Genomic DNA, 21,560 nt, shown 5'->3' with positions numbered 1-21,560 from the left:
CCGGCCACGACGTTCATGACGGACTATTGGACGCCAAAAACGGTCAGCGCGGAGCTGAAGGAGTGTCTGAGGTTGGGAAGCGGGGGAGGGGCGAGAATGGCGGATTACGCGACAAATTCGCGAGTGATCGATCTCTCCCAACGCGATCCATTTAGTCGCTCGAACAAGGCCGCCTGAGACGAACCTTCGCGAACCGATTTAGGCCAAACCACCATGCTCGAGTGTGAAATCGGATTTCACACTCGAGCATGATGGCGCTGCAATGACCTAATCGACGACATGGTCAAATGACCGAGCCGTCCACCTTCACCGCTGTTGACCTGTTGCGCCTTCCGGCGCCGACGATCGGCGAGACCCTCAATCTAGATACATTATACGACCAACTACAGACGCTCTTGCCGACATCCGATGGGCCAGCCGGATCCGAGTCCGTCGTCAAATTGCTCAAGTTCGCCGCCTATCGCAAGATGCTCCCGCCCGCCCGCGTGAACGCTGCTGCTCGCGCCGTCATGCCAGCCTGCGCAATCGGTGCCGATCTCGACAACCTTGCCGCACTTATGAGCGCTAAGCTCCTGCTCATCACCCCAGGAAACATGCAGGCGAATGCGCCTCCGGTCTGTGCAGGCGACGCGGACTTCCGGCGCTGCCAGCACCGCGCCCTCGAGGGCTATTCGGGTACCCGCCCCGAGGGCGCGTATATCTTCCAAGCGCTGTCCGCTGCCTTTGACCTGCTCGACGCTAGCGCGACCATTCCGACGGCAGGCGAGGTCCGGATCACCGTCCTGTCGCGGGTCCGCAAAAGCACGGGAGCGCCGACACTGCTCAACACGGTGCTCGCATATGTCACAGCTGAAACGAGCCGCCCGCTCACCGATCAGTCCGTTCAGACCGCGCGACCTGCAGTCCCCGCGTCAATCACGACCGTTGCTCGCTGCGATGGATCGCCTGCACACTCGTTGCAGCGTCAACCGCGATCATTGGCTTGGTTGAGACCGCAGCGGTGTGGGCGCCGATCGCCGGCCTGGATGCCCCGTTCCCGCCCACCCGTGCAGATCCGCGACCGCATCGCCGCACTGTACGACGTCGAATATCGCAAGGAAGCAGCATGAAGAACGTCGCTCAGGCGAAGCAGGCCGGCCACGCCAGCGCAGGAGGCCGCTTCATGCGCATCGATGACGTGATCGCGAGTACGGGCCTAAGCCGCTCGACGATCTACCGGATGATTGCGAACGAGGAATTCCCGCCTCAGCATCTGCTGACGAAGCGCTGCATCGGCTGGTGGCAATCGGACGTAGATTCTTGGCTGCGTGCGCGCATGGCCACGATTTCCATTCACGAGCGAGCCAATATATAGGGGGCACGGAAGGGGGCACCCGATGAGAGTAAAATCAAGAAAAAGCAATCTTCACAGGTATATAGAATGACCAGAACAGTAGCAGCCCTGTCCACCAAAGCTTTGCGGTATCACCGTCCAAGCTTTGGTCCTTCGCCGGTAGCGAGGCCAGGCGCGAACCTCACAACCTTCAGATCTGTGCCGGGATGTCGTGCGGACATTATGCGCGAAAACGCGTCCCGCGACGGCATTCGGCGCGCCTCAAACAGGGATGCCTAACCGCGGAATTGCGGTTAATATAGGTCTATGTCTGCCAGCCGGATTGATCTCCTGACCGAAGCGCAACGGGCCTGTCTTCGACTGGTCCTGACGCATCACAATTCGAAGGAGATCGCAGCGCTGCTCGGCGTGTCGCCGTCGGCGATCGACAAGCGGATCGAACGCGCGGTTCAGGTGCTGGGCGCGGGGTCGCGGTTCGAGGCTGCGCGGCTGTTGCAACGGCACGAAACCGCCGGGGATTTCGATGTGCCCGCAGAGCCCCGCGTCATGCCCTCCGCCACGCCCGCGCCCCGCGCTGCGAACGACAGGACGGAGGACGGGACGTCGCCAACGCCGTCGTCCGACCTGCTGGTCGCGACGTATGATCGGCTCCCATCCGAACCAATCGACGTAGCGCGCGCGCCGTCGCATCCGCCACAGGTCGGCCAGGACGATCCATGGGGGCTCGTCCGCCGCTTCATGGGGATGACGCCCGGAGGCGGACCGGAGGGAGCGGCGCGGAACCGCCTGTCCAAGGGGGACAGGCTGATCCGGCTGGTCGGGCTCATGGCGTTGCTGGCGATCACCACGGTGGCGCTGGTGACAATGACGATGACCATGACGAGCCTGTTCAGGCAGGTTCGCGGCAGCGCCGCCTCTCCCCGGGTCGAGCATTCGTCGCGCTGGGGTGGGAAATTCGACATGTTGAAGGAACGTCGTCAGGCAACCGACAGGGTCACCGCGGACTTTCTAAAGGCAGAGGCAGCGGTCGACCAGGCCGCGTCGCTCGCTGCATCCTGCGTGGCGACCTTGTTGCAGCAGCGTGCGGCGGCAAAATTGCCGGTCGCGACCGGGATCGCCGCGCTGCAACTCGTCGCGGATGCATCGTCCGATCTGATCAAGGCCCGCCAGCGCTTCGTCGACGCGCACCAGGCGCTGGTCGCGGTACGCAGCGAAATCGGCCTCGGTGCCTTTTATGCCTATGGTGACGAGGGCGAGTGTCCGCCCAACGAAGGGGCTCTGCGCGACGATGCGCGGCTGCACCTCGTCGTTGCCGCCTGACGACGCGGCCGGTGGATCGCTTGACCCGATAACGTGGACCGCGTCTGGATCTTCAACGCGCTGCAACTGGCGGCGACCGGCTATGCATTCTGGCGTGGCGGAGCCCCCGAGCGGCTGACCGGGCTTGCCCTGCTGCTCGCGGCACTGGCCACGCGGATGTTTCACCAGCTCGGCGCAGGGGAGTTCGTCGACGTCGAGATCGGTATCATGACCGTCGACATCGTACTGCTCGGCGTGATGATCGCCATCACGCTGCACGCCGATCGGTTCTGGCCGGCCTGGGTCACCGCGCTCCATGCACTGGGGACCGGGGCGCATCTGGCCCGGGCGATCAACCCCGACGTGATCCGGCTCGCTTATGCGGTCCTGTCCGTCATGTGGAGCTACCCCATCGTCCTGCTGCTCGCCGTCGGAACGATGCGGCATGCCAGACGGGTCCGGTCGCGAGGCTGGGATCTCGACTGGAGCCGCCAGGACCCGACCCTTCCTTAGCCCTGCATCTGAGGCTTTAAATGTCTTATGCCATTCCTTTCATGCGACTCCTGAACGGCGCACGGCCCGGGCCGGCTCTTGCACCCGCCGCCGTCGATCCCGCCCGCCTGGTGAGCGCTGCCAAGCATCTGTACGAACTGCGTCGCCAGCGCGACGCGGCATTCGGCGCGGACCTGTTCTCCGAACCCGCCTGGGACATGCTGCTCGACCTGTTCATATCGCATCACGAGGGGCGTCAGCTCAGCGTGTCCGCGGTGTGCATCGGCGCGCGGGCGCCTTCGGCGACGGCGCTGCGCTACCTTGCGATCCTGCAGGAGGCGGGTCTCGTCCTGCGGACCCGCGACAAGAATGACGGTCGACGATCGCATATCCAGCTGTCGGTCGTCGGGCGTCAGCGGATGAGCGATCTGCTCGCGGGTCTGGTGGATTGCTGATCCGCACGCCGGCCGGGTGACCGGTCGAGCTTGACCGCCGGACGAACGAACAAGATCCCTGCGGCCGGCGCCGACCGGGCGTCTTCGCACCGGCTGTAGCGCGGCTCGATACGGCGCGCATGGCGGGCCCCGATCCGGCCGTCCGCCATCCAAAGCTTGAAAAATAGCGCCTGCGATGACATGTAAGTCTCGGATACCCGTCAATTTTACTGGTTTGCGGGCCTCCCAATAAATTCCGGCAAATGGGCGAGGACTTTGAGCAACGGTTGTGCTCGGTCGATCGCTTCTGTGCGTCTTTCGGCCGATCCTGCGCAGCCCATCCATCATCCGGCGATGCGCCCTTAGCCGTCTCCGCCCCTCGGGGGCCGGGATCGGGGGCGGGCAGGCGGTAACGAAAAAGGCATCATAGTGCAAATTGGATCGAACGACGACACGCGGACCGCCGAGCAGGCAGGCGACGCTCCGGCGGCCGGCACGGGCGTAACGCGCCGCAATCTTCTAGGCTCGGCGATCGTTGCGGGCGTCGCGGGGTCCTCCGCCATGGTCCCCCTGTCGCCGGCGCAGGCCGCGACGACGGAACGCTCGGTCGACGTGCTGCTGATCGGCGGCGGCATCATGAGCGCGACGCTCGCCGTGCTGCTGCGCCAGCTCGAGCCGAGCTGGACGATCGAGCTGGTCGAGCGGCTCGACAAGGTTGCCGAGGAGAGCTCGGGCGGCTGGAACAACGCGGGCACCGGCCATTCGGCGCTGTGCGAACTGAACTACACGCCGGTCAACGCGGCCGACGGCCGTGTCGAGATCGCCAAGGCGGTCGAGATCAATGAGCAGTTCCAGGTCACGCGCCAGTTTCTCAGCCACCAGGTCAAGGCCGGCATGCTTGGCGCACCGCGGACGTTCATCAACTCGACCCCGCACATGAACCTCGTCTGGGGCGACGCCAATGTCGCCTTCCTGCGCAAGCGCTGGGAAGCGCTGGGCGCGAGCCCGCTCTTCTCGGGCATGGAATTCTCCACCGACCGCGCCCAGATCGCCAAATGGGTGCCGCTGATGATGCAGGGCCGCGACGCGTCGCTGCCGCTTGCGGCGACCCGCTCGCCGCTCGGCACGGACTGCGACTGGGGCACGGTGACGCGGCAATATATCGCCGCGCTCGAGAAGCAGGCGAATTTCACGCTGACGACGGGGCATGAGGTCCGGTCGCTGGAGCGCAACGCCAAGGGCGGCTGGGAAGTCACCGCGCGCGACATGAAGACCGACGACAAGCAGGTCATCAATGCGCGCTTCGTCTTTGCCGGCGCGGGTGGCGGTGCGCTGCCGATCCTGCAGAAGTCGGGCATCCCCGAGGCGGACGATTATGCCGGTTTCCCGGTCGGCGGATCCTTCCTGGTCGCGGACAAGCCCGAGATCACGCATCGCCATCTCGCCAAGGTTTACGGCAAGGCCGCGGTCGGCTCGCCGCCCATGTCGGTGCCGCATCTCGATACCCGCTATCTCGACGGCAAGCAGGCGCTGCTGTTTGGACCGTTCGCGACCTTCTCGACCAAGTTCCTGAAGCAGGGGTCCTATTTCGATCTGCCTGCATCGGTGACGATCGACAATTTCCGGCCGATGGTCGCAGTCGGCTGGGACGATTTCGCGCTGGTCGAATATCTCGCGGGGCAGCTGATCATGTCGGATGCCGACCGGATGGAAGCGCTCCGCGAATATTTCCCCGGCGCCAAGGACGGCGACTGGCGCCTGTGGCAGGCGGGCCAGCGCGTGCAGATCATCAAGCGCGATCCTGAAAAGGGCGGCGTGCTGAAGCTGGGCACCGAGATCGTCGCGTCGAAGGACGGCTCGATCGCGGCGCTGCTCGGCGCATCGCCGGGGGCGTCGACCGCGCCGTCGATCATGCTCGACCTGCTCAAGAAGGTGTTTCCGAACCGGCTGTCGACTGCCGGCTGGCAGGCCAAGATCCGCGAGATCGTCCCGAGTTACGGCATCAAGCTCAATGAGCATCCCGAACTGCTCGCCGATCACTGGGGCAATACCGCCGAGACGCTGCAACTCGCCATCGCCTCGCCGGCGGTCCATGTCGCGACCAAGCCCCGGCCCGCCGCGATGCGCGTCAAGCCGGACCGCAGCCCCGACCTCGCCCTCTGACCTCTGTCCTCGATCGCGCCCTCCCCGGCATTGCCGGGGAGACCGTCGGGCGACGGACGATATGGCGGGGCTGCGCTTGTCGTAGCGGAGTTCGTCGCTTCGTCGAGACGCCGATGCTCGCCGGTCTGGGGGCTCAGCTGCTCCTCCAGCGCCGTGTCGTCCCGGTCCGCTAAACCGAAACGGCCGACGGCGCGGGGTGACACTCGGCCTCGGCACGCAGAAAGGCCCTCCACGCATCGACAAAGGTCGGCATCGAGAACGCGTCGAGACGCGCCTCGAGATCGACCCGCCGTGCCGCGATCTGGTCCGGGCGGAGTTCGGCGAGCTGTATCATCCCCGCGGCGATGGCCTCGACGGAGTGCGGATCCACCGCGATCGCGCTTGGTCCCGCGACCTCTTCGAGGACGCTGTCGGCGCTGATCAGCGGCACCAGTCCGTTACGCATCGCTTCTGCGACGGGGACGCCAAATCCTTCGAGAAGGCTCACCAGCACGAACCCCCGGGCGTGCGCATAGAGCCAGCGCAACTGCTCGTCCGAGACATAGGGCAGGAGGATGACGCCGGGGGTTTGCTCCGCCTCGGCGATGACGGCCTCGGATCCCGGTTCGCGGCTGCCGCAGATGACATAGTGATAGCCCGCATCGGCAAGGCCCGCGCGTGCGAATGCGCGGATGCTGGCCAGCTGGTTCTTGCGGCGCCCGATGCTCCCCACGGTCAGCAGAAACAGGCCTTCAACGCCGTCCACGGCGTGTTGCGCGCCACCCGCCACGCCCGTGCGGATCGGCGGATAGATCACGGTGGCGGGGGATCCGGTGCCATAAAGGCGCTGAAATGCCGCCTTGGATGCCTGGCTGACAAAGGCCATGCGGGGCTGGCGTTCGGCGATGCGTGCATAGACCCGCTCGTAGAGCGCGGTGACGGACGGGGCGAACAGTTCGGGATGCGTCAGGGGGCCGAGATCATGGCACAGCACGGCATCATGCGACGTGACGTGCCAGCCCAGCACGGTCATCGGATCGAGATGAAGGACCGCGCGTCGGCTCCGCTGTCGCGGCACCAGCTTGGGATACCGGGCTCTGAGGCGATCCTCTTCGGCCCATAATCGACCGATGACTTTGCGGGACAGGGCATTGACGCCGACCCTTTCGGGAAGCCTCCAAATCTTCACGCTGCGAAATACCTCCGGCAGCGTGTCGATAATGTCCCTGCCGATAAAATACTTTCCGGTTCGATTGTGAAGCGAAAGGGTGAAGTCGACGTCCCATCGTTGAAAAGGCTTGCTAATAGTATTTCATCCCGAAATCATCGGTGATATGCGCCATAGAGCTACCAGAAATCAGCAAATGGGTCATGTCGAAATCGGAATGGGGAGCCCGATTTCCAACAATCAGAAAATGCGGCGGGGCGGGTGCTGTTAGGCACAGAGTTCGCCATGCCGGCTATCGCCGCTTATAACAGCACATCTCACGGTATAGTCAGGCAATGATCGGGTCACGCCCATCGTGACTGGTCGGCGCTATTGGAAACGATGGAGCGGGTAACGGGAATCGAACCCGTGTATTCAGCTTGGAAGGCTGCTGTACTACCATTGTACTATACCCGCGAAGCCGGCGTTGCCGCGGCCTGCGCCCCCGCTCTGACCGTCGCGAAGGCGAGACGGGTGGCAGAAGGTGTAGGGTCGCGATAGCGCGGGTCGTGGGGTGGTGCAAGCCGGGGCAGGATGGTTCATGGTTTGCTGACGAAAATCGGCTACCCCTGGCGCCATGTCCGACGCGCCTGTGCTTCCCGAGACGACCAGCCTGACCCTGCAACGGCGCCGCGCCGCGGATCCGCGCCCCGCGTCCGCCGTCAGTCACGGCGCCGGGCTGGCGGGGCTGGCGGGCGTGCTCGGCTGGGTGGCGTGCGCGCGCGGCTGGGGGATGGACGGGCCCTATGCCGCGCTGGTCAATTTGCTCGCCTGCGCGGTCCCGATGATCCTGTGGTCGGTGCTGGTCGACAAGGTCCATCGCCGGCCGAGCACCGGGCTGGACTGGTCGCGGCCCCGGCCATGGTGCGAGACGATCGACGTCAGCCTGACCAAGCTTGCCGCCTTCTGGGTGACCTGGGCGGGGATCGCGGTGATCTATGGCACCGGGCGGTTCTATTGGGAGGGCAATTTCGCGTTCGCGATGTGGTGCTTCACCAACGCCGCGCCGATCCTCGTGCTCGTGTCGATCCCCTATGTTCTCTGGCTCGACCGCTATCTGGTCGCGCCGAAGGACGGGGCATGGTCGCTAGGGGCATGGCTGACCGGCCAGCCGGGAGTCGACCACGCCGCGCTCCACAATCACCTGCGCAGCTGGGGAGTGAAGGCGTTCTTTCTCGCCTTCATGCTCGCCATCGTGCCGGGCGGGTTTGGCGAGTTCATCCGCGGTGACACAAGCGCGATCCTGCGCGACCCGGTCGCGCTTGCCAGGTGGCTGATCACCTTCATGTTCCTGATCGACGTCGCCTTTGCGACGGTCGGCTATGTCCTGACGCTGCGACCGCTCGATTCGCATATCCGCAGCGCCAATCCGTTTGCGGCGGCGTGGATGGCGGCGTTGATGTGCTATCCGCCGATCATCCTGATGAGCGACGGCGGGCCGATGGACTATCACCCGGGCACGCAGGAATGGGACGTCTGGTTCCAGTATCACCCCGTCCTGCTGGTGCTGATTGGCGCGGTGCTGGTCGCGCTGACCGCGATCTATGCGTGGGCGACGATGGCGTTCGGCCTGCGATTCTCGAATCTCACCAACCGCGGGATCCTGACGCACGGGCCCTATGCCTGGTCGCGGCACCCCGCCTATCTGTCGAAGAACCTGTTCTGGTGGCTGTCGACGATCCCCGTGCTGACGACGGGGACGCCGATTGACGCCATGCGCGCGACCCTGCTGCTCGCCGCGGTCAGCGGAGTCTATTACTGGCGTGCGCGGACCGAGGAGCGGCATCTGGGCCTCGACCCCGATTACCGCGCCTATAGCGACTGGATGGCGCGCAACGGACCGGTACCGCGCCTTCTGGCGTGGGTGGCCGGGTCGCGCCGAGCGTCAGGCGCCTAGAAGCTTTCCACGCCGTAAACCTTGGCGATATCGCCGCCCCAGACACCGTTATACTTGTCGAGCAGCAGCTCGGCGGGGACCTTGCCCGAACGGACGATCTCGCGCAGCGGGTCGAGGAAGCCGGTCTCGTTGTCGCCCGCCTTGTTGAGGCGTGCGCGCGACGACAGGCCGGCACCCGCGATATCGAGCACCTGTGCGGCGATGTCGCGCAACTGGCCGCCACCTGCGATCGGCGCATTCAGCCCGAGCTTGGGCACGGCATCGCGCAGCGACTGGCGTTCGTCGATCGTCCAGTCCTTCACCAGATCCCAGGCCGCATCGAGCGCACCCTGATCGTAGAGCAGCCCGACCCAGAGCGCGGGCAGCGCGCAGATCCGGTTCCACGGCCCGCCATCGGCGCCGCGCATCTCGAGGAAGGTCTTCAGCCGCACCTCGGGAAAGGCGGTCGAGAGATGATCGGTCCAGTCGTCGAGCGTCGGCTTCTCGCCGGGCAGGACACTGAGCTCGCCCTTCAGGAAGTCGCGGAAGCTGAGCCCCGCCGCGTCGATATATTTGCCGTCGCGGTAGACGAAGTACATCGGCACATCGAGCGCATAGTCGGTGTAGCGGTCATAGCCGAAGCCGTCCTCGAACACGAAGGGCAGCATGCCGGTGCGGTGCGGGTCGGTGTCGGACCAGATATGGCTGCGATAGGACAGCATGCCGTTGGGCTTGCCCTCGGTAAACGGCGAATTGGCGAAGAGCGCAGTGGCGAGCGGCTGAAGCGCGAGGCCGACGCGGAATTTCTTCACCATGTCCGCTTCCGACGCGTAATCCAGGTTCACCTGGATCGTGCAGGTCCGCAGCATCATGTCGAGCCCCATGCTGCCGACGCGCGGCATGTGACGTAGCATGATCGCATAGCGCCCCTTGGGCATGATCGGCAGCTCCGCGCGGGTCTTGTCGGGCCACATGCCGAGACCGAGGAAGCCGATGCCGAGCTTTTCGCCCGCGGCCTTGACCTGTTCGAGATGCCGGCCGGTCTCGGCGCAGGTTTCGTGAAGGGTCTCGAGCGGCGCGCCCGAGAGTTCGAACTGGCCTGCGGGCTCTAGGCTGATGCTACCGTCCGCACCGGTCATCGCGATGACGTTCTCGGTACCGTCGGGGCCGCGCTCGAACACGGGCGCCCAGCCATATTGCTCGAGCTCGCCGAGCAGCGCGCGGATGCCGCCCGCCTCGGTGTACGAAGGCGCACGATGGTCGTCCTTCGCGTACACGAATTTCTCGTGCTCGGTGCCGATCCGCCAGCGGTCCTTGGGCTTTTCACCGCGCGCGAAGCTGGCGATCAACTGGTCGCGCGACTCGATCGTCGGGCTGGTCTTTGCAGGGGCGGTCTTGCTCGTCATCGCCGCGCCTTACGCGGCGATGAACGAGGGTGCTAGAGGGGATTCGGACCGGTCGGTAGCAATGTCACGCGACGGGTGACGGGACGGGCGGTTCGGCCGCCCAATCGCCCGCCGCCGCCATCCACAGCGCGACCGCTGCCGCCGCTGCGGTTTCCGCGCGGAGGATGCGCGGGCCGAGGCCGATGCCGACCGCCTGCGGGTGCGCGCGAATCGCGGCACGCTCGTCGGCGTCGAAACCGCCCTCGGGGCCGATCAGGATCGCTGCGGGACCGGCATGCGCGCGCATTGCCGCGAGCGCGGGCGCGCCGCCGGTTTCGTCGGCGAAGAACAGCGTGCGATCGGCGGGCCAGTCGCGGAGCAACGCTGCGAGCTTCACGGGTTCGGCGACCTGCGGCAGCGCGGTGCGGCCGCATTGCTCGGCCGCCTCGATCATGTGCGTGCGCAGACGGTCGGTATTGGGCTTGTCGACCACGGTGCGCCGCGTGACGACGGGGACGAGCCGGTCGACGCCGAGCTCGCACGCCTTCTCCGCCAGCCAGTCGACCCGGCCCTTCTTGATAGGCGCGGCACAGAGCCACAGATCGGGTACCGCCTCGCGTTCGCGGAGCCGTTCGGTCACGTCGAGGACGAGGTCGCGCTTGCCGACGCTGGCCGCGGTGGCGAGCCATTCGCCGGTGCGGTCGTCGAACAGCTTGACCGGGTCGCCGATCTTCAGCCGCATGACGCCGGCGAGATAATGCGCGGCGGGGCCGTCGACCGGCAGCGGGCCGGGGCTGAGCGGGGTGTCGACGAACAGCCGCGGCGTGGATTGCGGCGGCCAGGCTGGGGTTGCAGGCATGGCGGGGGCCTAGCAAATCCCGCCGCATGCGGGGAGGGCGTTTCGCTCGTTCGCGATCCTCCGCCGTCAGGGGGATTGGTTAGCGGCGGTTCCAGAGTTTGCGGGCGACGATCCATACGATGATCGCGACCGCGATGCCGAGGATCAGCGCGCCCGCGACCGCGCCGGCGACGCGGAAGATGCCCCAGAAGAGCGCCTCGACGAAACGGCCGACCGCGACCGACAGGCCGATCATGCAAAGGGGTTCGAACGCGACACTGACGCTATCCTAGCCGCTGCGGGCTTGCGCGCCAAACGCCGTCTTCCTACGCCCCGCGTCATGCAGACCACACCGAGCCCGATGGACATCGTCCCCGACAGCGAACATCGCGGCCTGGTCGCGCGGCTGCCGCCGACGCTGCGCGGGCTGGCGCTGCTCGCGCGGTTCGACCGGCCGATCGGCTGGTGGCTGCTGTTCTGGCCCGGCGCCTGGGGGATCGCGCTGGCGGGCGGGGCGTGGGCGCGCTGGGATCTGATCGCGTGGTTCCTGCTCGGCAGCATCGCGATGCGCGGCGCAGGCTGCGTGTTCAACGACATCGTCGACCGCGATCTCGACGCGCAGGTCGCGCGGACGCGCGCGCGGCCGATCCCGAGCGGGCTCGTCTCTCTGCGGCTGGCGTGGATCTGGTTGGGCGTGCTGGCGCTCGTCGGGCTGGTCGTGCTGGTGCAGCTGACGCCGCTCGCCGCGGTCGTCGCGCTGGCGAGCCTCGCGCCGGTCGCCGCCTATCCGTTCATGAAGCGCATCACCTGGTGGCCGCAGGCATGGCTCGGGCTGGTGTTCAGCTGGGCGTTGCTGGTCGGGTGGAGCGACATCGCCGGCGCGCTGACGTTGCCGATGTGGCTGCTCTATGCGGGATCGATCGCCTGGGTGATCGGCTATGACACGATCTATGCGCTGCAGGACCGCGAGGACGATGCGATGATCGGCGTTCGGTCGTCCGCGCTGCGCATGGGGCGGCATGTAAAGGCGGGGGTCGGGATTTTCTATGCGATCGCGGTCGGGTTCTGGGCAGCGGCGTTCTGGACGATGCGGCCCGATCCGCTCGCGATCGCCGCGCTGACGCCCGCCGCGCTGCATCTGGGGTGGCAGGTCGCGACGCTGCGCGCGGACGACGGCACCGGCGCGCTCGCCCGATTCCGTGCCAACCGCTTCACGGGGTTGCTGATCTTCCTTGCCTGCGTGGTTGTCGGCACGAGCCTGTGACCCTAGATCGGCGACATGCTCACACCCGATCAAGCCCGCGACCGCGCCCATGACATCGTAGCGCGCGCCAAGGCCGCCGGCGCGGATGCCGCCGATGCGGTCTTCGCCGCCGATGCCTCGCTCGACGTTTCGATCCGCCTCGGCAAGCTCGAGGATATCGGCCGGTCGGAAAGCGAGGACCTGGGGTTGCGCGTGTTCGTCGGCAAGCGGTCGGCGAGCGTCTCGACCTCCGACCTGTCGTCCGCGGCGATGGACGCGCTCGCGGCGCGCGCGGTGGCGATGGCGCGCGAGGCCCCCGAGGATGCCTGGGCCGGCCTCGCCCCCGAAAACCGCCTGTTGCACGGCGTGCCGCCGATGCTCGGGCTCGCCGATCATGGTGAGGTCTCGCCCGAGCAGCTACGCGATGCGGCAACCGCGGCGGAGGATGCGGCGCGTGCGGTGCCCGGCGTGACAAACAGCGAAGGCGGCGGCGCGAGCGCGTCGAGCAGCGTCTGGGCGCTCGCCACCAGCCACGGCTTTGCGGGCGCCTATGCCTCGACCGCCTATGGCGTGTCGGCGAGCGTGCTGGCGGGCGAGGGCGGCGCGATGCAGCGCGACTATGCCTATCACAGCGTGCGGCACCGCCAGCATCTCGAGTCGCCCGAGGCGATCGGGCAGCGCGCGGGCGAGCAGGCGGTCGCGCGGCTCAATCCGGGGCGGCTCGCGAGCGGGCCGATGACGGTGGTATATGACCCTCGCGTCGGCAGCTCGCTGCTCGGCCATCTGATCGCGGCGATCGCGGGGCAGGCGATCACGCGCAAGACCAGCTTCCTGCTCGATTCGCTCGGCTCGCAGGTGTTTGCGCACGGCATCACGATCCGCGATGATCCGCATCGGCCCTACGGATTGCGGTCGCGGCCATTCGATGGCGAGGGGCTGCCGGTGTCGCCGACCGCGATCATCGAACATGGCATGCTCGAAAGCTGGCTGCTCGATTCGGCCTCGGCGCGGCAATTGGGGCTCGAGCCGACCGGCCATGCCGCGCGCGGCGTCAACGGCGCGCCGGGCGTATCGACGAGCAACGTCTTCATGGAAGCGGGCACGATGCCGCCCGAGACGCTGATCGAGGATATCGTGTCGGGCGTCTATGTCACCGAACTGATGGGCGGCGGCGCCAACGGCGTCACCGGCGACTACAGCCGCGGCGCGGCGGGCTTCAGGATCGAGAATGGCGTCATCACGGGGCCGGTCGCCGAATTCACGATCGCGGGCAATGCGAAGGACATGTTCCTGGCGATGACCCCCGCCAACGACCTCGAATTCCGCTACGGCATCAACGTGCCCACGTTGCGTGTGGAGGGGATGACGGTGGCGAGTGGCTGAACCGCCCCCGGGTCCCGTCACGACGTTGCGCGCGGCGGTCGAATCGATCGCTGCCGAAGCCGGGCAGATGGCGCTCGCGCGGTTCGGGACCGATTTCCACCGTTGGGAAAAGACGCCGGGCAGCCCGGTGTGTGAGGTCGATATCGATATCGACCGGATGTTGAAGGTGCGGCTGTCCGCACTGCTGCCCGATGCCGGCTGGCTGTCGGAGGAAACCGCCGACAATCCCGCGCGGCTCGCGCGCGACCGGCTCTGGGTCGTCGACCCGATCGACGGCACGCGCGACTATATCCGGGCACGTCCGGGCTGGTGCGTGTCGATCGCGCTGGTCGAGCGCGGGCGGGTGGTGATCGGCGTGCTCGATGCGCCGGCGCGAGGCGAGATCTGGTCGGCGGCGCTGGGGGAAGGCGCGACGCTCAACGGTGCAGTGCTGCGCGCCGGATCCCGCACTGACTTTCCCGGATCGCGCGTGCCGACCGATGCGCTGCCCAAGGCGGACCGCGATCTCGTGGTGGTCGAGAAACCCAATTCTATCGCGCTCAGGATCGCGATGGTCGCGGCCGACCGGGCGGATCTGGTCGCGACGCTGCGCTGGGGAAATGAGTGGGACATCGCCGCCGCCGCGCTGGTCGCGAGCGAGGCGGGCGCCGCAGTGACCGACGCCGTCGGCATCCCGCTGGTGTTCAATAAGCCGCGCCCGCAGGCGTTCGGGGTTGTCGCGAGCACCCGCGGCATCCACCGCGCGGCGATCGCGCGGCTGGCGGATCGGGCGGCGGCTATTCTAGGGTAGGGCTGGGCGCTTCGCTGGACACGAAAAAGGCCGGAGGTTTCCCTCCGGCCTTTTTCGTTTTGGGGAGCGCCGCGGCTAAGCCGCGTCGTCGGACCTCGCGTGAGCGAGGCCGGCCGAGCTTGTAAGCCTGGCCGGCTTCGCCATGCCAGGCTTACGCGCTCTGCTTAGCCCGGCTCGCGCGCTTGCGCTCGTTCGCGTCGAGGAAGCGCTTGCGCAGACGGATCGACTTCGGCGTGACTTCGACCATCTCGTCGTCGTCGATGTATGCGATCGCCTGCTCCAGCGTCGCACGCTTCGGCGGGGACAGGCGGACCTGGTCGTCCTTGCCGCCGCTTGCGCGGAAGTTGGTCAGCGCCTTGGTCTTCATCGGGTTGACCTCGAGGTCGTCCGGCTTGGCGTTCTCGCCGACGATCATGCCCTCATAGAGTGCCTCGCCGTGACCCACGAACAGGATGCCGCGCTCTTCGAGCGGGCCCAGTGCGTAGTTGTTCGCTTCGCCCGAGCCATTCGAGATCAGCACGCCGTTCTTGCGGCCTTCGATCTGGCCCTTGTGCGGACCGTACTTCTCGAACAGCCGGTTCATGATGCCCGTGCCGCGCGTGTCGGACAGGAATTCACCGTGATAGCCGATCATCCCGCGGCTTGGCGCCGAGAAGGTGATGCGGGTCTTGCCACCGGTCGACGGACGCATGTCGGTCATCTCGGCCTTACGGATGTTCATCTTCTCGACGACGGTGCCCGAATGCTCCTCGTCGACGTCGATGATGACGGTCTCGTACGGCTCGGTCTTCTTGCCGTCCTCGTCCTCGCCGAACAGCACGCGCGGACGCGAGATGCCGAGCTCGAAGCCCTCGCGGCGCATCGTCTCGATCAGCACGCCCAGCTGAAGCTCGCCACGACCGGCGACTTCAAAGCTGTCCTTGTCGGCTGCCTCGGTCACCTTCACGGCGACGTTCGACTCGGCTTCGCGGAACAGACGCTCGCGGATCATGCGGCTCGTTACCTTGGTGCCCTCGCGGCCCGCCATCGGCGAGTCGTTCACGGCAAAACGCATCGACAGCGTGGGGGGATCGATCGGCTGCGCGTGCAGCGGCTCGGTCACCGTGATGTCGGCGATCGTGTCGGCCACGGTCGCAACCGAAAGCCCTGCGAGCGAGATGATGTCGCCGGCCTTGGCTTCGTCGACCGGCACGCGGTCGAGGCCGCGGAACGACATGATCTTGGACGCACGACCCGTCTCGATGATCTTGCCGTCGTTATCGAGCGCGTGGATCGCCTGGTTGGTCTTCACGGTGCCCGAATTGACGCGACCGGTGAGGACGCGGCCGAGGAACGGATCGCGGTCGAGCAGCGTGACGAGGAAGGTGAAGGGCACGCCGGCGACTTCCACGGCCGGAGGCGGCACGTGCTTCACGATCGTCTCGAACATCGGGATCAGCGTGCCTTCGCGCGCATCCATGTCGGTCGAGGCATAGCCGTTGCGGCCCGAGGCGTAGAGCACGGGGAAATCGAGCTGGTCGTCGTTCGCGTCGAGCGACACGAACAGATCGAACACTTCGTCGAGCACTTCCTGGATGCGCGCGTCGTTACGGTCGACCTTGTTGACAACGACGATCGGCTTGAGGCCGAGGGCCAGCGCCTTGCCGGTGACGAACTTGGTCTGCGGCATCGCGCCTTCCGACGAATCGACCAGCAGGACGACGCCGTCGACCATCGACAGGATGCGCTCGACTTCGCCGCCGAAATCGGCGTGGCCGGGCGTGTCGACGATGTTGATGCGGATGCTCTCGCTCTCGCCCGGGGGCGTCCAGTCGACCGAGGTCGGCTTGGCGAGAATCGTGATCCCGCGCTCCTTTTCGAGGTCGTTGGAATCCATTGCGCGCTCTTCGACACGCTGGTTGTCGCGGAAGGTGCCGGACTGGCGGAAGAGCTGGTCGACCAGCGTCGTCTTGCCGTGATCGACGTGCGCAATGATCGCCACGTTGCGGAGGCTCATGGGAATGCTTTCGGTTTGGACGGAATTTGCAGGCGCGCTTAGCGTTTATTCCGCGATGCGGCAAGTTTGGCGTTTCGATTGCCGCCCGAATGGTTCCCCGCTGCCGGAAAAATCGCCGATCGCGAGCCTGTTTCGGGGTGGCCTGCGCCAGTCTCCGGGCGAGCCGCCAAGACGATTGCGTGGCTTGCGTGTATTATCTAGACACCACAGTTGAATGCGGGTGTCGTTCCCCTAGGATGCGGCACCGATTGGAGGATTGCATGGCGACGACACCCGAGACGCTGACGACCGAGCCCGGCCTGGTCCTGACGCCGCCCGACCCCGTGCCGACTGTCTCCGCGACGAAAGCCGCGGGACTCGTGCCGGTCGATGCGGGGGTGAAGTCGCAGCTCGATGACCGGGTCGCCGGCTTTGTCACCGATCTGGTCGCGCAGGACGTCAACAGCCCCGAATTCGGCAAGCGCGTCGATGCGATCACCGCGATGGGGGCGAAGGAAATCCGCGAGGCGGCGGGCCAGTCGAACCGGTTCCTCGATCGCCCGGTCCGCGCGATGGATCAGGAAACCGGCGTCGGCAAGGATCTGGCCGAGCTGCGCCGCGTCGTCGAGGATCTCGATCCCGGCAAGAAGGGCAACCTGACCGCGCCGCAGAAGCTGTTCGGGATCATCCCGTTCGGCGGCAAGATGCGCAACTATTTCGACGGCTACAAATCGTCGCAGACGCATATCGCGCAGATCCTGAAGAGCCTGTCGTCGGGCAAGGACGAGCTGCTCATGGACAATGCCGCGATCGATACCGAGCGCGCCAATCTGTGGGCGGCGATGGGGCGGCTCGAGCAGATGATCCATCTGTCGAAGACGATGGATGCGAAGCTCGAGGATGTCGCGAACGATCTTGACCACAGCGATCCGGCCAAGGCCAAGGCGATCCGCGAGACCGCGCTGTTCTACACCCGCCAGCGCACGCAGGACCTGCTGACGCAGATGGCGGTCACCGTGCAGGGCTATCTCGCGCTCGATCTGGTCAAGAAGAACAATGTCGAGCTGGTGAAGGGCGTCGACCGCGCCTCGACCACGACCGTGTCCGCGCTACGCACCGCGGTGACGGTCGCGCAGGCACTGACCAACCAGAAGCTGGTGCTCGAACAGATCACCGCGCTCAACACGACGACCGCGAACATCATCGATTCGACCGGCAAGCTGCTCAAGTCGCAGACCGCGCAGATCCATGAACAGGCCGCATCGGCGACGATCCCGCTGGAGACGCTGCAACGCGCGTTCCAGAATATCTACGACACGATGGATGCGATCGACGTGTTCAAGCTGAAGGCGCTCGGCAGCATGAAGACCACGGTCGGCGCGCTGTCGAATGAGGTCGACAAGTCGCGCGGTTATATCGCGCGGGCGGAGGGCGCCACGCAAGGTCAAAATGGGGGGCAACTAGGCGGCCCGTCGCCAAGCGCGTTCAAGCTGGAGGCGATGTAGGGCGTGAGCGAAGTCGACGACGCCATCGCCAGCGCGCGCGCCTCCTGGTCGCGGATATCGGACGACCGTGGCGCCGTCGGCGCGGCACGTCTGCCGACGCGGGGGCGGACGCGCCGGACTCAGACAATCGGCAAGCGGCTGACGCGGATCGCGATCGCCGACGTCGCGATCCTTATTGCGGCGATGGTGATCGGCTGGATCGTCCCGCTCGGGATCGGCGGTTTTATGTTGGTCACGGCGTTGCTGGTCGCGGCGACATTGCTGTTCGCGGTGTGGCCCGCCGAGCGCGCGCCGACGCCCGAGCGGCTCGCATCGGTCGATATCAAGGCGCTGCCGCTGCAGACCGAACGCTGGCTGGAGGCGCAGCGCCCCGCCTTGCCCGCGCCCGCGGTGACCCTGGTCGACCGGATCGGCTTGCGGCTCGAAACGCTCGCGCCGCAGCTCGCGCGGTTCGCCGACGACGCGCCCGAGGCGATCGAGGTGCGCAAGCTGGTCGGCGAGCAGCTGCCCGCGTTCGTCAAAGATTACGAACGCGTGCCCCAGGCGCTGCGCACGACGCCGCGTAATGGCCGCACGCCCGATGCCGAACTCGTCGCGGGACTGTCGCTGATCGAGCAGGAGATTGGCGAGATGACGCAAAGGCTCGCGCAGGACGATCTCGACACGCTGGCGACGCGCGGTCGCTTCCTGGAGATGAAATATCGCGACGAGACCTAGCAGGCCGTCATGGCGGGGCGGGGATGCTCTCCACGCCGTTAAACCTCAGCTTAACAGCACATTCCGCTTCGGTTCAGCCCGACTCGGATAGAGCGGGACCACGGTCGCGGTTCATGCGTTTGCTTCTTGCGGACCGGACGTAGAGGAGGTTCCCGATGAACGGATTGATGAAGAAGGCAGGTCTCGGCATCGCACTTGCAGCGACCGCGCTGACCGCGGCGGCGCCGGCCGATGCGCAGCGTTGGGGTCGCGGCTATCGTGGCGGTGGCTGGGGCGGGTATCACCATCGCGGCGGTGGCAATGTCGCGGGTGCGGCAGTGCTCGGGGGTATTCTCGGGCTCGGCGTGGGTGCAGCGATCGCGAGCAGCAACCGCGACCGCTATGTTGACCGCGGCTATTATAATGGCGGCTATTATGATGGTCCGCCGGTACGGACCTATTACCGCCAGGATTATCGCCCGCGGTGCTGGAGCGAGTGGCGGGTCGATCCCTATTATGGCGATCAGGTCCAGGTGCAGGTCTGCAGCTGATCTGATCTGACGCAAAACGCGGCGTCGGGAGCAATCCCGGCGCCGTTTTTTTGTGGCGCCACCCGCCCGCTTGCGGCTAAGCGCGCGCGATGACCGACACGCCCCCAGATCGCCTTTCGACCAACCATCGCAGCCCGTTCTTCCAGCAGGAGCTGCTGGAGCGCGGGATCGGCATCCGCTTCAAGGATGGCGTGCGCCACGATGTCGAGGAATATTGCATCTCCGAAGGCTGGATCCGCGTCGCGCTCGGCAAGAAGGTCGATCGCAACGGCAACCCGCTGACGCTGAAGCTGTCGGGGCCGGTCGAGGCATGGTTCGAGCGGCCTGCGGCGAGCGACGCCGACGAGGGCTGACTCCACCGGGTTTCGCCGGTTTCATCAGCCGGCGCTTCTGACAGACTTCGTCACCCCAGCGGAAGCTGGGGTATCCCCGTTGTCGGGTGCCGTGGCCCGAACCGGGAGATCCCGGCTTTCGCCGGGATGACGGGGGTGGGGGCGGCACCCGGATGGTGCAACGCCCGTCAGACCATGACCGTCAGGCCGCCACGCCCTCCAGAGCCTCGCTCGCCTCGAGCCACTTGGCTTCGCTTGCCTCGAGCTTCGCATTCACCTCGGCGCGGCGCTTGCTGAGATCACCCATCGACATCCGCGAGAAGCGTGGCTCGGCATTGGCCGGGTCGACCATCGCGCGGTCGATCGCGTTGCGTTCCTTGGTGAACTTCGCGGTCTGCTCCTCGACCTCGCGCAGCGTCTTGCGCAACGCGGCGTCGTTGCTCTTGGCCTCCGCCGCGGCCTTCTTGCCCGCCTTCTTGTCGGCCTTCGACGCCGCATCGCCCTTGCCCGCATCGCCCTTCAGGACGAACGCGATGTAATCGTCGAGGCTGCCGTCGAATTCCTTCGCCGTGCCGCCATCGACCAGCACGAGCCGGTCGGCGGTGAGTTCGAGCATGTGACGGTCATGGCTGACCAGCACGACGGCGCCGGTATAGGCGTTGAGCGCCTGCACGAGCGCCTCGCGCGCGTCGACGTCGAGATGGTTGGTCGGCTCGTCGAGGATCAGCAAATGCGGCGCGTCGCGGGTGATCAGCGCGAGCGCGAGGCGGGCGCGTTCGCCACCCGACAGCTTGCCGACCTTGGTCGTCGCCTTGTCGCCGGAAAAGCCGAACCGGCCAAGCTGGCCGCGCACCGCGGCGGGCGTCGCGCCCTTCATCAGATGCGCCATATGCTCGATCGGTGTATCGTGCGGATCGAGTTCCTCGACCTGATACTGGGTGAAATAGCCGACCTTCATCTTGTTCGACGACGCCATGTCGCCGTCCATCGGCGTCAGCTGCGCGGCGAGCAGCCGCGCAAGCGTGGTCTTGCCGTTGCCGTTGCGCCCGAGCAGCGCGACCCGGTCGTCGGGATCGAGCCGCATGTTGAGCCGCTTCAGGATCGGCACGTCCGCATAGCCCACCGTCGCCATGTCGAGCGTGATCAGCGGTGGGCGCAGCTCGGTCGGGTTGGGGAAGCCGAACGAGAGCGTCGGATCATTGTAGCTCTCGGCGATCGGCTGCATTTTTGCCAGCATCTTCTGGCGCGACTGGGCCTGCTTGGCGGTCGAGGCGCGCGCGGAATTCTTGGCGATATATTCTTGGAGCTTCTCGCGCTGCACCGCCTGGTTGGCGCGCGCGGCCTCGATCTGCGCCAGACGCTCGGCACGCTGACGCTCGAACGCATCATAGCCGCCGGGATACAGCGTGATCTTGCCGCCCTGCAGATGCAGGATGTGATCGACGACGTTGTTGAGGAAATCGCGCTCGTGGCTGACGACGACGATCGTCGCCTTGTAGCTCTTGAGGAAGTCCTCGAGCCACATCACCGCTTCGAGATCGAGATGGTTCGACGGCTCGTCGAGCAGCAGCAGGTCGGGCTGCGAGAACAGCAGCGCGGCGAGTGCGACGCGCATCTTCCAGCCGCCCGAGAAGCTGTCGAGCGTGCGGGCCTGCATCTCCTCGTCAAAGCCGAGGCCGAGCAGGATCTGCGCGGCGCGTGCGGGCGCGGTGTACGCATCGATCGCGATCAGCCGCTCGTACACGTCGCCGAGGCGGTCGGGATCCTCGCTGGTCTCGCTCTCCAGCATAAGCGCGGCGCGTTCGAGATCGGCCTCGAGCACGGTCTCGAACGGGGTCTTCACGCCGTGCGGGGCTTCCTGCGCGAGATAGCCGATGCGCGCACCCTTGGGCATGTCCGCCGAGCCGTCATCGGGCTCCAGCTGGCCTGCGATCACGCGCACCATCGTCGACTTGCCCGCGCCGTTGCGGCCGATCAGCCCGACGCGGCTGCCCGGCGGCAGCGCCGCACTGGCGCCGTCGAGGATAACGCGTCCGCCGAGGCGCACCGTGATATTGTTCAGGTTCAGCATGGCCGCGG

20 protein-coding genes and 1 tRNA gene are annotated in these 21,560 nt (G+C 66.4%); 14 read left to right on the top strand and 7 right to left on the bottom strand.

Annotation, left to right across the window (positions count from 1 at the left end; genetic code table 11):
• The first annotated feature begins 287 nt into the window (after positions 1–287).
• The 6 genes from IFT54_RS12155 (at position 288) to mqo (ending at position 5,721) form a co-directional block, all read left to right on the top strand.
• On the top strand, positions 288–1,109 hold the full coding sequence (locus IFT54_RS12155; RefSeq protein WP_192070790.1) for a baseplate assembly protein: 822 nt from the start codon (positions 288–290) through the stop codon (positions 1,107–1,109).
• The gene (locus tag IFT54_RS12150; protein ID WP_159512209.1) at positions 1,106–1,354 is read left to right on the top strand and encodes a helix-turn-helix transcriptional regulator; all 249 of its coding nucleotides are present in this window, start codon (positions 1,106–1,108) and stop codon (positions 1,352–1,354) included. Before IFT54_RS12155 ends, IFT54_RS12150 begins: the two co-directional genes overlap by 4 nt.
• A gap of 285 nt (positions 1,355–1,639) precedes the next feature.
• Positions 1,640–2,653, top strand: coding sequence for a sigma factor-like helix-turn-helix DNA-binding protein (locus tag IFT54_RS12145; RefSeq protein ID WP_192070789.1), 1,014 nt, complete (start codon positions 1,640–1,642; stop codon positions 2,651–2,653).
• Positions 2,654–2,686: 33 nt separating this feature from the next.
• Entirely contained in the window at positions 2,687–3,145 is a 459-nt protein-coding gene (locus IFT54_RS12140) for a hypothetical protein (RefSeq protein WP_042467030.1), read from the top strand.
• A gap of 110 nt (positions 3,146–3,255) precedes the next feature.
• Positions 3,256–3,579, top strand: coding sequence for a transcriptional regulator (locus IFT54_RS12135; protein WP_128082091.1), 324 nt, complete (start codon positions 3,256–3,258; stop codon positions 3,577–3,579).
• Positions 3,580–3,987: 408 nt separating this feature from the next.
• Positions 3,988–5,721 (top strand): malate dehydrogenase (quinone), encoded by a 1,734-nt coding sequence (mqo, locus tag IFT54_RS12130; protein ID WP_342354819.1) that lies wholly within the window; start codon positions 3,988–3,990, stop codon positions 5,719–5,721.
• A gap of 169 nt (positions 5,722–5,890) precedes the next feature.
• Here the strand turns inward: mqo and IFT54_RS12125 are convergent, their stop codons facing one another.
• Together IFT54_RS12125 and IFT54_RS12120 are read right to left on the bottom strand one after the other, a co-directional pair.
• Positions 5,891–6,889, bottom strand: a complete 999-nt coding sequence (locus tag IFT54_RS12125; protein ID WP_192070788.1) for a glycosyltransferase — start codon at positions 6,887–6,889, stop codon at positions 5,891–5,893.
• Positions 6,890–7,250: 361 nt separating this feature from the next.
• A tRNA-Gly gene (locus tag IFT54_RS12120) sits at positions 7,251–7,324 on the bottom strand.
• A 160-nt stretch (positions 7,325–7,484) separates the two neighbouring features.
• On the opposite strand from IFT54_RS12120, the gene IFT54_RS12115 reads away from it, so the two are divergent.
• Positions 7,485–8,804 carry a methyltransferase family protein gene (locus IFT54_RS12115; protein WP_192070787.1) on the top strand — a complete coding sequence of 440 codons (1,320 nt, stop codon included), beginning with the start codon at positions 7,485–7,487 and terminating at the stop codon, positions 8,802–8,804.
• On the opposite strand, the gene IFT54_RS12110 is transcribed toward IFT54_RS12115, so the two are convergent.
• From IFT54_RS12110 to IFT54_RS12100, 3 genes are all read right to left on the bottom strand, one after another.
• Complete coding sequence (locus IFT54_RS12110; RefSeq protein ID WP_192070786.1) at positions 8,801–10,189, bottom strand: glutamate--cysteine ligase; 1,389 nt, start codon at positions 10,187–10,189, stop codon at positions 8,801–8,803. The genes IFT54_RS12115 and IFT54_RS12110 overlap by 4 nt on opposite strands.
• 64 nt (positions 10,190–10,253) lie before the next feature.
• Positions 10,254–11,027, bottom strand: a complete 774-nt coding sequence (locus IFT54_RS12105; protein WP_183937490.1) for a 16S rRNA (uracil(1498)-N(3))-methyltransferase — start codon at positions 11,025–11,027, stop codon at positions 10,254–10,256.
• Between the two features lie 79 nt (positions 11,028–11,106).
• A complete protein-coding gene (locus IFT54_RS12100; protein WP_166746254.1) occupies positions 11,107–11,262 on the bottom strand; it encodes a hypothetical protein in 156 nt (51 codons plus the stop codon).
• 84 nt (positions 11,263–11,346) lie between these two features.
• Between IFT54_RS12100 and ubiA the strand changes: the two genes are divergently transcribed.
• Genes ubiA through IFT54_RS12085 form a run of 3 tightly spaced genes read left to right on the top strand, consistent with a single transcriptional unit; the run spans position 11,347 to position 14,422 of the window.
• Positions 11,347–12,270 carry a 4-hydroxybenzoate octaprenyltransferase gene (gene ubiA / locus IFT54_RS12095; protein WP_244648874.1) on the top strand — a complete coding sequence of 308 codons (924 nt, stop codon included), beginning with the start codon at positions 11,347–11,349 and terminating at the stop codon, positions 12,268–12,270.
• A 15-nt stretch (positions 12,271–12,285) separates the two neighbouring features.
• Positions 12,286–13,632 (top strand): TldD/PmbA family protein, encoded by a 1,347-nt coding sequence (locus IFT54_RS12090; protein ID WP_056407249.1) that lies wholly within the window; start codon positions 12,286–12,288, stop codon positions 13,630–13,632.
• Positions 13,625–14,422: a 3'(2'),5'-bisphosphate nucleotidase CysQ gene (locus tag IFT54_RS12085; RefSeq protein WP_081874346.1), complete on the top strand. Its 798-nt coding sequence runs from the start codon at positions 13,625–13,627 to the stop codon at positions 14,420–14,422. The genes IFT54_RS12090 and IFT54_RS12085 overlap by 8 nt, the downstream gene beginning before the upstream one ends.
• A gap of 151 nt (positions 14,423–14,573) precedes the next feature.
• Here IFT54_RS12085 and typA read toward each other — a convergent pair whose 3' ends face one another.
• Positions 14,574–16,418, bottom strand: a complete 1,845-nt coding sequence (gene typA / locus IFT54_RS12080; RefSeq protein ID WP_056674093.1) for a translational GTPase TypA — start codon at positions 16,416–16,418, stop codon at positions 14,574–14,576.
• Between the two features lie 260 nt (positions 16,419–16,678).
• On the opposite strand from typA, the gene IFT54_RS12075 reads away from it, so the two are divergent.
• From IFT54_RS12075 to IFT54_RS12060, 4 genes are all read left to right on the top strand, one after another.
• Positions 16,679–17,902: a toxic anion resistance protein gene (locus tag IFT54_RS12075; RefSeq protein WP_192070785.1), complete on the top strand. Its 1,224-nt coding sequence runs from the start codon at positions 16,679–16,681 to the stop codon at positions 17,900–17,902.
• Positions 17,903–17,905: 3 nt separating this feature from the next.
• Positions 17,906–18,619, top strand: a complete 714-nt coding sequence (locus IFT54_RS12070; RefSeq protein WP_192070784.1) for a hypothetical protein — start codon at positions 17,906–17,908, stop codon at positions 18,617–18,619.
• Between the two features lie 155 nt (positions 18,620–18,774).
• Positions 18,775–19,149, top strand: coding sequence for a hypothetical protein (locus IFT54_RS12065; RefSeq protein WP_031393114.1), 375 nt, complete (start codon positions 18,775–18,777; stop codon positions 19,147–19,149).
• Positions 19,150–19,238: 89 nt separating this feature from the next.
• Positions 19,239–19,502: a DUF3297 family protein gene (locus IFT54_RS12060; protein ID WP_037529686.1), complete on the top strand. Its 264-nt coding sequence runs from the start codon at positions 19,239–19,241 to the stop codon at positions 19,500–19,502.
• A gap of 181 nt (positions 19,503–19,683) precedes the next feature.
• Here the strand turns inward: IFT54_RS12060 and IFT54_RS12055 are convergent, their stop codons facing one another.
• On the bottom strand, positions 19,684–21,552 hold the full coding sequence (locus IFT54_RS12055) for an ABC-F family ATP-binding cassette domain-containing protein (RefSeq protein WP_031393112.1): 1,869 nt from the start codon (positions 21,550–21,552) through the stop codon (positions 19,684–19,686).
• Between the last annotated feature and the right edge of the window lie 8 nt (positions 21,553–21,560).

Source organism: Sphingomonas sp. CFBP 13714 (assembly GCF_014842205.1).
Lineage (GTDB): Bacteria > Pseudomonadota > Alphaproteobacteria > Sphingomonadales > Sphingomonadaceae > Sphingomonas > Sphingomonas aerolata.
Note: the sequence above shows the minus strand (reverse complement) of the source record. Positions and strands in the feature narration are given on the sequence as shown.